Raw genomic sequence first — 10,061 nt, forward strand, 5'->3', positions numbered from 1 at the left:
GCTCAAGGTCATCGCCAGCTTCCTGCCACCGCTACCCGATAACGCCAAAATCCACCCACACTGATCCGCGAAGACCCATTCGTTCCAACAAGGCTTCAGGCTTTTGTGTCGCGTAGTTCAGCCTTTCCGCGCCGGACTTCGTCATTTTTATGTCTGTCCATACCGACTGGACAGGCCTTCCGGGACTTTCGTCCAGATATTGCTTGACGTAAGGCATCCCGGTTTTGGAAAAGACGATCTTTCCCTTATTGATTAACTCGTCAATGGTTTCCTGGCTGTACCGCCAGTGGGTTCCCGGCGGAGGACTTCTGAGCTCCCCATTGAAGAAACGAGCAGGCCCAGGGCCGGCAGCTGTCGCAGTATTGAGCCAATAGCGCCGACCAGTTTCTTCTTCGGCATTCCTGAAACGCTCTTGTATGTACTCCTCGTCGTACGGAGTATGCGTTTGGAAAAAAGATCGGGAATTGGTTTTCCCGTAGAAGAACAGGATGTCGTGGATGTTGCCAAATCTGTTGGAGTCGTTATGGGCCCCAGTCCGTTGCCATACAATTTCATTGGCAAAAAAATCCTTGCCAAAAATTTCGTCCATCACCACCTTGACGTAATGTCCTACATGCCAGTCCAGATGCGCATACATGGACCCACTATCGCTCAGCAGTTCCCGCATCAGGATCAACCGCGGCGTGATCATCTCCAAGTATGACGCAGTGCCTCCGGACCAAGTGTCGGAATAGGCAAATTGCTCCATGGCCGTGGGCCGCTGCTCCAGCTCCACGATGGGCAGGAGCCCGAGTGCCCAGGAGGCCATGGATGGCCGAGAGGGGCCGCCAGGCAGCGAAACCTTGGTGCGGTAGTCGGCCTTCGAATCGAACGGCGGATCGATGTAGATCAGGTCCACTTTGCCGCGCAGGCTGGGCGTGTGTTCGTCACCGGCCAGCAATGCGGCCATCGCCAGCAGGTTGTCGCCGTAGATCAGCCGGTTGGTCCAGTCGGTCGCGCCTTCCTCGCCCAGGTGCGCTTGCCGGTTCGCCGCGGCGATCCAGTCGCTGTCGCGCGTGTCCTTCGACGGCAGCACCCATTCGCGCGTCTGCAGGCTGATCCGGTGCCGCCCTTCCAGGCTCTCCAGGATCTTCTCGGCCTGCTGCCGCCCGCGGGCGACGATCTCGGGGAGCTGTTCCAGCAGCGACTTGGGCACGCGATCGTTCCCTATGGTTAACGTCAAACGTCAATCATAGTGAACTCAATACGTGAACTGGTAGGCGGGGTGATCGGTAAGTTGCCAAGGAATGAGCAACGAACGCGCCGAATTCTCGAAACGCCTGGCTGCCGCGATGGTTGCGCAGGGCTACGACCCGCGCCCCGTCGTGCTGTCGACGCAGTTCAACGTGCGGTTCGACGGCGCCTCGGTGACCTTTACGACCGCTTCGCGCTGGCTGAATGGCAAGGCGATTCCCGAGTACGAAAAGCTGGTCGCGCTGGCGGACTGGCTGAAGGCCGATCCCTGCTTCCTGCTGTTCGGCGATCGCGCGCTGCGTGGCGGTCGCGCAACCAGGCAGGTCAGGGAAGACGCGCCGCTTTACGACAACCAGAAGGTTTTCGACATCTATCGTACGCTGCCAGCGACGCAGCAGAAGGCCGTATGCGAGGTGATCATGGCCTTTGCGACAGCACCTTCGAGACGGTCGCGCCCGACCAGGTCGGTGGCAGGCGCCAAGTCGCCGCGCCGCAAATCCTAGCCCGAAGCGTCCCGGTATTTTTGCAGGAGCGTATTTTGTGCGCGATGCTTTTGAGCCGTGTGGCCGAAGAGCATCGCCCGCGAGCGGGCTCCTACAGAATAGGTCTCAGCACTCGATCACGTTGACCGCGAGGCCGCCGCGGCTCGTTTCCTTGTACTTGTCCTTCATGTCGCGGCCGGTGTCGCGCATGGTCTTGATCACCTTGTCGAGGCTGACGCGGTGCTTGCCGTCGCTCTTGAGCGCCATGCGGCTGGCGTTGATCGCCTTCACCGAGCCCATCGCGTTGCGTTCGATGCAGGGGATCTGCACCAGGCCGCCGATCGGGTCGCAGGTGAGGCCGAGGTTGTGTTCCATGCCGATCTCGGCGGCGTTCTCGACCTGCATCACGTTGCCGCCGAGCGCGGCGGTGAGACCGCCGGCGGCCATCGAGCAGGCCACGCCGACTTCGCCCTGGCAACCCACTTCGGCACCGGAGATCGAGGCGTTTTCCTTGTACAGGATGCCGATGGCGGCGGCGGTGAGCAGGTAATTGATGATGCCTTCGTCATCCGCCTTCGGGCAGAAGCGCAGGTAGTAGTGGCCTACCGCGGGCACGATGCCGGCAGCGCCGTTGGTGGGCGCGGTGACCACGCGGCCGCCAGCGGCATTTTCCTCGTTGACGGCGAGTGCGTACAGGTTCACCCAGTCGAGGATGGTCAGCGGATCCTTGAGCGCCGCCTCAGGCTGGTTGCGCAGTTCCTCGGCCATCGCCGGCGCGCGACGCGCCACATGCAGGCCGCCGGGCAGGGTACCGGGCGAGCGCAGGCCGCGGGTGACGCAGTCCTTCATCGCTTGCCAGATGGTCAGCAGGCCGGCGTGGGTTTCCGCTTCGGAGCGCCACACGCTTTCGTTCGCCATCATCAGCTGGGCGATGGTCAGGCCGTGCTGCTTGCACAGCGCCAGCATCTCGTCGCCGCTGGAAAACGGGTAGGGCTGCGCGGTCGTATCGGCGACGATGCGGTCTTCGGCCGCCTCGTCGGTATTGACCACGAAGCCGCCACCGACCGAGTAGTAGTCGCGGCTGGCCAGCTCGTTGCCGTTGGCGTCGTAGGCGGAAAAACGCATGCCATTGGTGTGGAACGGCAGCTTCTGGCGCTTGTTGAAGACCAGGTCGGCCTTCTCGTCGAATGCGATCTCGTGCTTGCCGAGCAGACGGACGCGGCTCGTGCCGCGAATGCGCTCCAGCGTGGCGGGGATCTGGTCCGGGTCGACGGTGTCGGGATGCTGGCCCTCGAAGCCCAACAACACCGCTTTGTCGGTGCCATGGCCGCGGCCGGTCATCGCCAGCGAACCGTACAGCTCGGCGCGCATGCGGGCGACGCGGTCAAGCACGCCCTTCTCCTCCAGCCAGTGCTCGGTGAAGCGCGCGGCGGCGCGCATCGGCCCCACCGTATGCGAGGAGGACGGTCCGATGCCGATCTTGAACAGGTCGAATACGCTGACGGCCATGGATGTGCTGCTGGCTAAGTGGGTGAACCGGTTATTCTACGCGGCACCCCTGGTTTTGGCAGTCCATTCGCAAGCGCATGTCCGACCTGATCCTGTACCAGCGTGACTACTGCCACTTGTGCGACCTCGCGCTGGCCGTGATGGCCGAGGCGCAGGCACCGGATTTCGACAGCGTATGGGTGGACGATGCGCGGGAACTGGAGCAGCGCTACGGCACCCGCGTGCCGGTGCTGCGCGACGTGCGCGACGGCCGCGAACTGGACTGGCCGTTCGATACGGCGGCGGTGGCCGCGTTCCTGCGGGTGGCCAGATAAGCGTCCGGTTCTTTCCACTTCGCCGCGCCGCGAGGCGGCAGCTGCATCGCGCTGCCGCAGTGCCGCCATGCCGGGGACGACTCAGATGCCGAAATATGCCAGCGTCCCGACGACGAGGCCGAGACCACCCATCACGAGCACCAGCCGGCCCAGCCACTGCTTGCGGGTGAGCAGCGCGATCGCGGCCATGGCGATGCCGATCTGCAGCAGCATGGTGGCCTGTGCCCACCGGTGATGGCGGTGCATCTGCGCCTCGCTCTTTTCGTCGAGCGCGGCCGAAGCCTGTTCGAGCTTGTCGGCGGCGAGCTTGATCTCGGCCTTCTGCGCTTCGTAGCGCTTCATTTCGGCCGCGAAGAACGGCTTGCGCGCATCGCTGGACAGTTCCATGCCTAGTTCGCTCAGGTTCTGCTTGTTGCCCTTCGCCTGGTAGTAGTTCCACTGGTTGGCCGCCTCGGTTTTCCTGATGGCGGCATCGTTCTTGAGCAGGGCGGCGTCGGCCTGGGTGCTGCCCGCCATGTACGAGAACATCGCGCCCATGGTGGCCAGGATGGCGGTGATCACTGCCAGCCGGCCGGCCATGCCGTGGGGCTCGCGTTCGGCGGCTTCGTCCAGGTGGTTCTCGTGCACGCCGCGGACTTCGAATTCTTCTGACATGCGCTCTCCGAACAGCCGGCCAAGATGGGGATGCGGATTCTAGACGCGATTGCCGTGCACGCAGCGTATCTGCAAGAACTATCGCGGGATGACCGGTTCAGCGGGTGGCGCCGGGGTTCCTGAGCCGGCGCAGGATTTCCTCGCGCGCCTCGCGCAGGATCGAGTCGCGATCGAGGCTGGCCACGATGTCGGCGACGGCGCGTTTGGCGCCGGCTTCGCCCCAGGATTTGCCGGCGATCAGGTAGCGTTCGGCGGCGCGACCGATCAGCACGGTGGCGTACCAGCCCAGCGCGCCCTGCGCCGCGGCGGTGACCACGACGGAGAGGCCGGCGCTCATGCCTTTCAGTGCGGAAGCGACCAGCTGCATGCCCCAGATCGCACCCATCAACGCGGCCAGCTGCGCCGAGATCACCGCCACCAGCCGGCCGGATTCGGCGCGGGTCAGCGGCAGGCCGTACACGCGCGACAGCTGCACCACCATTGCCGCATCGAGCCCGGCGGCAGCGAGCAGGTCGGCTACCGGGATGGGGTTCAGCGCCACCGCCACGCCCTTGGCCAGGCAGTAGTGGCGGATCAGTTTCGCTGCCACCGCCTGCCGGGTCTGCGCGATGCGCGCGCTGACCTGGTCGGTGAGCCGGCCGGCGTAAAGGCCGGCGTTGATCGCCGAGAGCGTCTTGCCCTCGCGCGCGGCGATCGCCAGCAGGCGTTCGCGCAGGGCGGCGACGTCAGGTGTGCGCGGTTGCTCGCGAACCTGTTCGTGCCCACGTGCGTCGACCTCGACCACGCGCTGCGCAGCCGGATGCGCGGCCACAGCCAGCACGTCTTCCGCGCGCACCAGTCCAGCCACGCGCAGGCGCAGGTGTTGCAGCAGGCTGTCCAGTTCATCGCGGCCGTAGCGGTCGGCTTTGTTCAGGGCGAGCAGCAGCGGTCGCTGGGTGGCGGCGAGCGTTTTCAGCGCGTCCAGTTCCTCGCGGGTAAGGTCGCCGTCGCAGACGAACACCACCAGGTCGCTGACCTCGGCCACCTCGAACGCCAGTCGCTCGCGCGCTTCGCCGTCCAGCTCGTTGATGCCGGGCGTGTCGATCAGCACCAGGCCGTCGTGCTGCGCCTCGTCGAGCGGCACATGCTCGGCGTCGGTGGTGGTGCCATGGAGCACACCTACCGCGAACGCCTCGCGGCCGAGCAGCGCATTGCCCAGCGCCGACTTGCCGGTGGAGACGCGACCGAACACGGCAACGTGCAGCTCGCCGCGTTCGAGCCGGTCCAGCATGGCCTCGATGCGGGCGAAGTCGCCGGCCAGCTCGCCGCGCACTGCGGCCGGAATGGTCGGGTCGTCCAGCAGCGCGCGCAGGCTGTCGGCTACCTGGGTCGGGCCGGTGCTGCCGCGGGGCGGCGGCGCGGTCACGTGGCGGCCGGGGCCGAGCCAGCCGCGCAGGCGTAGCCACAGCGTGCCGCGCGCCACCGCGGCGGCTTACTTCGCAGCCAGCTGCAGGTGCGCGGTGACCTTCACCTCGCCGCCGATCACCGAGGTGTCGGTGTAATCGCCGGTACCCACGTTGAAATCCAGCCGCTTCACGGTGCCGGCCACGTCCAGCGTGGCGCCGCTGCCCTGCGGCTTGAACGTCACGTCGAGGCTCACCGGCTTGGTTATGCCGTGCAGGGTGAGCGTGCCGTCGGCGATCACCTTGCCGCCGCTCTGGCGGAAGCCGGTGGTGACGAAGTGCGCCTTGGGAAATTTCGCCACATCGAAGAAGTCCGAACCGGGCAGCGCCCCGTCGCGGTCCTTGTCGCCGGTCTTCACGCTGGCCAGGGTCACTTCCACGTCGAACTTCGACGCGGCGAGATTGGCCGGGTTATAGCTGATCGCGGCGGTCCACTGGCCGAAGTGGCCGTTGAACGACTCGCCCTGGAAGGTGTTGCTGAAGCCGAGCGTGCTGGACGCCGGCTGTACGGTGTAGTCGGTGGCTGCAACGAGCCCGGGCAGGGCGAGCGCCAGCAGCAGGGTGGCAAGGCGTTTCATCGGGAGTCTCCTTTGGAAGCAGGGGGGGCGCGCAGACGGCCGAACGGCGACATCCGGCGCAGCGTATTGTCATGGTCGAGCAGGTGGTGTTTCAGCGCGCCGCCGACATGCGCCACCAGCACCAGGATGAGGAACCAGAACAGATACTCGTGCACGCCGTGCGCGAAATCGCGCAGCGCGTCGTTCTTCTGCGCCAGCGCCGGCAGGTTGAACAGCTTGAACCACTGCAGCGGCTTGCCGGTGACCGAGTTGAACCACCAGCCGCTGAGCGGCAGCAGCACGATCAGCACGTACAGCGCGCCATGCGCGGCATGCGCCGCGAGCTGCTGCCAGCGCGGCGCCGGTTCTTCCGGCGGGCGCCGGTCGGTCCAGCGCCAGGCGATGCGCAGCAGCACCAGCGCCAGCACGGTGAGGCCGATCGACTTGTGCAGGGCCAGCCAGTTGATCTTCTGCATCGGCGAGCTGGCCAGGTCCATCAGCAGGCCGAACAGTCCGTTGCCGAGGATGCCCAGCGCGATGATCCAGTGGAAGAACTTGGCGACCGAACCCCACTGGCGGTCGTTGCTGCGCAGGCTCATGGTGTTTCCTTGCGTGGTGGAACGGCGTGGTCGTCGCGAATCGTCTCCAGCTCCAGCCACACACTGACATTGGCGCCGATCGAGTTGTGGTTGGCGGTGATGCCGAAGTCGTTGCGGTCCAGACTGGCGGTGGCGGAGAAGCCGGCCACCTCGTGCGATTCATAGAGGGTCCGGGCGGCGCGGTTGAAGGTGAACGCCAACTCCAGCGGACGGGTGACGCCGTGCAGGCTCAGCTCCCCGTGCAGCACGCCGTGGTGCTCATCCTTGCGCTCCACCCCGGTGCTGCGGAAGTGCGCGTAGCGGTGGTTCGCGCAGTCGAGCAGTGCCGGCTTGCACACGGCCTGGTTCCAGTCGGTGTCGCCCATGTCCAGGCTGGCCAGGTCGATGTCCAGCTCGGTGGCGGCGGTGCTCCAGTCGTCCGGATCGAAACGCAGCCAGCCGCGCGCGATGTGCAACCGCCCGAACGGGCGCGAATAGCCGTTGTGGCTGATGCTGAAGACGACCTGGCTGTGCACCGTGTCGTAGCGCCAGCCGTCCGCGGCGGCATGTGCCGACGCCAGCGGCAGCAGGGTTGCCGCGAGACACCACAGCCAGCGGGTTGGACGCAGTCGGAACATATCGTGAAGTCTGGCCGATCGGCGGCGCGGCTGCCAGCGCTGGCGGCTGAACAATGGGTTTCCGCGGGTGACCCAATGGGGAACGGTCGATGGATGCACTCCTCGGCCTCTGCCCTCTTTTTGAGCACGGGGCTTCTGCTCGCCGGGTACCTCTGCAGGGTGCACTTGTGCGCGACGCTCTTGCTACATTCAAAGCGAGGAGCCTTCTCCTTCCAGGGGACGGTCCGGAAATGCCGGGTTTCAGAACGTGCGCTGCACCGAGTAGTCGGCCAGCGTGGCCAGCGCGTCGCGGTGGGCCGAGGGTGGCAGGGCGGCGAGGGCTTTGCGTGCGGCGCGGGCATGCAGCAGGGCGCGCTCGCGGGTGCGTTCCAACGCGCCGGAATCGCGGATCGAGGCGATGATGCGGTCGAGCGAGTCGAGCCCGCCGTGCTCGATCGCATGGCGCAACGACTGCGCCTGTTCCGGGCTCGCCTTCTCCAGTGCGTAGATCAACGGCAGGGTCGGCTTGCCTTCAGCGAGGTCGTCGCCAATGTTCTTGCCCAGGGTGCCGGCGTCGCTGGTGTAGTCGAGCAGGTCGTCGGCGATCTGGAACGCGTAGCCCAGTTCCATGCCGTAGCGGCGCAGTGCGGCCACTTCGCCATCGGACAGGCCGCCGAGCAGGCCGCCCAGTTCGGTGGCGGCGGCGAACAGCACTGCGGTCTTGCGTTCGATCACCGCCAGGTAGGCGGCCTCGCTGACGTCGGCGTTGCCGATGTTGAGCAGCTGCAGCACTTCGCCCTCGGCGATGGTGTTGGTGGTGTCGGCGAGGATGCGCATGATGCGCATGTCGTCCAGTTCCACCATCAACTGGAACGAGCGCGAGTACAGGAAATCGCCGACCAGCACGCTGGCGGCATTGCCCCACAGCGCATTCGCGGTTTTGCGGCCGCGGCGCAGGTCGGACTCGTCGACCACGTCGTCGTGCAACAGGGTGGAGGTGTGGATGAACTCGATGATCGCGGCGAGCTTGACGTGGCGATCGCCGTGGTAGCCGGCGGTACCGGCGGCCAGCACGTGCAGCATCGGGCGCAGCCGCTTGCCGCCGCCGGCGATGATGTGATCGGCGATCTGGTTGATCAGCACCACGTCGGAAGACAGCCGCTGGCGGATCAGCGCATCGACACGCTGCATGTCGGCGGCGGCGAGGTCGCGCACCTGGGCGAAGTCGGCGGGGCGGGTGGCGTCGGCGGTCATCGTGGTCATGGGGGCTTCGGGGGGGTGTGTGTCGCTTCGCGGATTATAGGGCCTGCAGCATTTTGCGCCGCGACATGTCGCCACAGTCGCCGCGCGTGGCACCATCTATAATGCCGGGAATGTCTTTGGCAACGTGCCTCTCCCGGTGAGCAAACTCTCTAGCCTCGAACTGCGCAGTGCACTGACCCTGGCCTGCGTGATCAGCCTGCGCCTGTTCGGGCTGTTCCTGATCATGCCGGTGTTCTCGCTGTACGCGAAGGCGATGCCCGACGCCACCGGTTTCATGATCGGGCTGGCGCTTGGCGTGTACGGCATCGGCCAGGTGCTGCTGCAGATTCCGCTGGGGCTGCTGTCGGATCGGATCGGGCGCAAGCCGGCGATCACCATCGGGCTGGTGCTGTTCGCCATCGGCGGCCTGATCGCGGCGATGTCGCACACGCTGGCCGGCATCGCGCTCGGCCGCGCGGTGCAGGGCATGGGCGCGGTGGCTGGCGCCGGCATCGCGCTGGCGGCGGATCTCACCGCGGAGGAAAACCGCAGCAAGGCGATGGGCATCATCGGCGTGTCGATCGGGCTGGCGTTCCTGCTGGCGCTGATCCTGGGGCCGCCGCTGGAGGCGGTCGCCGGGCTGCCAGGGCTGTTCGGCGCCACCTCGATCCTGGCGCTGGTCTCGCTGGTCCTGTTGTGGCTGATCGTGCCCACGCCGGTGCGGGCGCGTGCGCCGGCCGCGGCCGGTCTCGGCCAGGTGCTGGCAATGCTGCGCGACGGCCGCATGCTGGTGCTGAACGGCTCGGTGTTCTTCCTGCACGCGCTGCTCACCGCCAGCTTCGTCGGCCTGCCGCTGCTGCTGGCCGAGACGCTGCACCTGCCGGTGAACCGGCACTGGGAGCTGTACCTGCCGGTGATGACGGTGGCCGCGTTCGTGATGGGCGCCACCATGCACCACATGCGCGAGGTGGCGCAAAGCCTGCGCATCGTCACGGTGTGCGTGGTGGCGATCGGGCTGGCGCTGCTCGGCTTCGCGCTGTCCGGCCGCCACCTGGCGGCGTTCGGCGTGGCCGCGGCGGTATTTTTCTCCGCCTTCAACCTGCTGGAGGCGGCGCTGCCCAGCCTGGTCTCGCGGCTGGCGCCTGAACAGCTGCGCGGCGCGGCGATGGGTGCGTATTCGACCAGCCAGTTCATCGGCGCGTTCGTGGGCGGCGCGCTCGGCGGCCTCGCGCTGGGCCGGCTCGGCCCGAACGGCGTGTTCGTCTGCGCCGCGGCGCTGACCCTGCTGTGGCTGCCGCTGGTGGTCTCCGGTGCGCGCCGGATCACTCGTCGCGCCGCGACGACGCAGGCGCGCCTCGCCTAGCAGGCTGTTGAGAATGCTCCTTTCGGAGCCGTCGTGATAGACCTTCTCTACCGACGCAGGGGCATGTGCG

At 66.5% G+C, this 10,061-nt stretch carries 11 protein-coding genes; 3 read left to right on the forward strand and 8 right to left on the reverse strand.

Going from position 1 to position 10,061, the window contains the following annotated elements; genetic code table 11:
* Positions 1–31: 31 nt before the first annotated feature.
* Positions 32–1,195: a site-specific DNA-methyltransferase gene (locus AC3WTD_RS18245; RefSeq protein WP_492614632.1), complete on the reverse strand. Its 1,164-nt coding sequence runs from the start codon at positions 1,193–1,195 to the stop codon at positions 32–34.
* 91 nt (positions 1,196–1,286) lie between these two features.
* Here AC3WTD_RS18245 and AC3WTD_RS18250 point away from each other — a divergent pair, with 91 nt between their 5' ends.
* Positions 1,287–1,736 (forward strand): hypothetical protein, encoded by a 450-nt coding sequence (locus tag AC3WTD_RS18250; RefSeq protein WP_492614633.1) that lies wholly within the window; start codon positions 1,287–1,289, stop codon positions 1,734–1,736.
* A gap of 105 nt (positions 1,737–1,841) precedes the next feature.
* On the opposite strand, the gene AC3WTD_RS18255 is transcribed toward AC3WTD_RS18250, so the two are convergent.
* A complete protein-coding gene (locus AC3WTD_RS18255; RefSeq protein ID WP_492614634.1) occupies positions 1,842–3,224 on the reverse strand; it encodes an L-serine ammonia-lyase in 1,383 nt (460 codons plus the stop codon).
* Between the two features lie 77 nt (positions 3,225–3,301).
* Between AC3WTD_RS18255 and AC3WTD_RS18260 the strand changes: the two genes are divergently transcribed.
* A complete protein-coding gene (locus AC3WTD_RS18260; RefSeq protein ID WP_027492852.1) occupies positions 3,302–3,538 on the forward strand; it encodes a glutaredoxin family protein in 237 nt (78 codons plus the stop codon).
* Positions 3,539–3,619: 81 nt separating this feature from the next.
* On the opposite strand, the gene AC3WTD_RS18265 is transcribed toward AC3WTD_RS18260, so the two are convergent.
* The 6 genes from AC3WTD_RS18265 to AC3WTD_RS18290 form a co-directional block, all read right to left on the reverse strand.
* Positions 3,620–4,192, reverse strand: a complete 573-nt coding sequence (locus tag AC3WTD_RS18265; protein ID WP_492614635.1) for a DUF4337 domain-containing protein — start codon at positions 4,190–4,192, stop codon at positions 3,620–3,622.
* Positions 4,193–4,289: 97 nt separating this feature from the next.
* Entirely contained in the window at positions 4,290–5,654 is a 1,365-nt protein-coding gene (locus tag AC3WTD_RS18270; RefSeq protein WP_492614636.1) for a DUF697 domain-containing protein, read from the reverse strand.
* Positions 5,655–5,663: 9 nt separating this feature from the next.
* Positions 5,664–6,212, reverse strand: a complete 549-nt coding sequence (locus AC3WTD_RS18275; protein WP_492614637.1) for a YceI family protein — start codon at positions 6,210–6,212, stop codon at positions 5,664–5,666.
* A complete protein-coding gene (locus tag AC3WTD_RS18280; RefSeq protein WP_027492856.1) occupies positions 6,209–6,790 on the reverse strand; it encodes a cytochrome b in 582 nt (193 codons plus the stop codon). The genes AC3WTD_RS18275 and AC3WTD_RS18280 overlap by 4 nt, the downstream gene beginning before the upstream one ends.
* Positions 6,787–7,407, reverse strand: coding sequence for a YceI family protein (locus AC3WTD_RS18285; RefSeq protein WP_492614638.1), 621 nt, complete (start codon positions 7,405–7,407; stop codon positions 6,787–6,789). The genes AC3WTD_RS18280 and AC3WTD_RS18285 overlap by 4 nt, the downstream gene beginning before the upstream one ends.
* A gap of 240 nt (positions 7,408–7,647) precedes the next feature.
* Positions 7,648–8,649, reverse strand: a complete 1,002-nt coding sequence (locus AC3WTD_RS18290) for a polyprenyl synthetase family protein (protein ID WP_027492858.1) — start codon at positions 8,647–8,649, stop codon at positions 7,648–7,650.
* Positions 8,650–8,785: 136 nt separating this feature from the next.
* Between AC3WTD_RS18290 and AC3WTD_RS18295 the strand changes: the two genes are divergently transcribed.
* Positions 8,786–9,991, forward strand: a complete 1,206-nt coding sequence (locus AC3WTD_RS18295; RefSeq protein ID WP_027492859.1) for an MFS transporter — start codon at positions 8,786–8,788, stop codon at positions 9,989–9,991.
* Positions 9,992–10,061: the final 70 nt, after the last annotated feature.

The organism is Rhodanobacter sp. FW106-PBR-R2A-1-15, assembly GCF_058789735.1.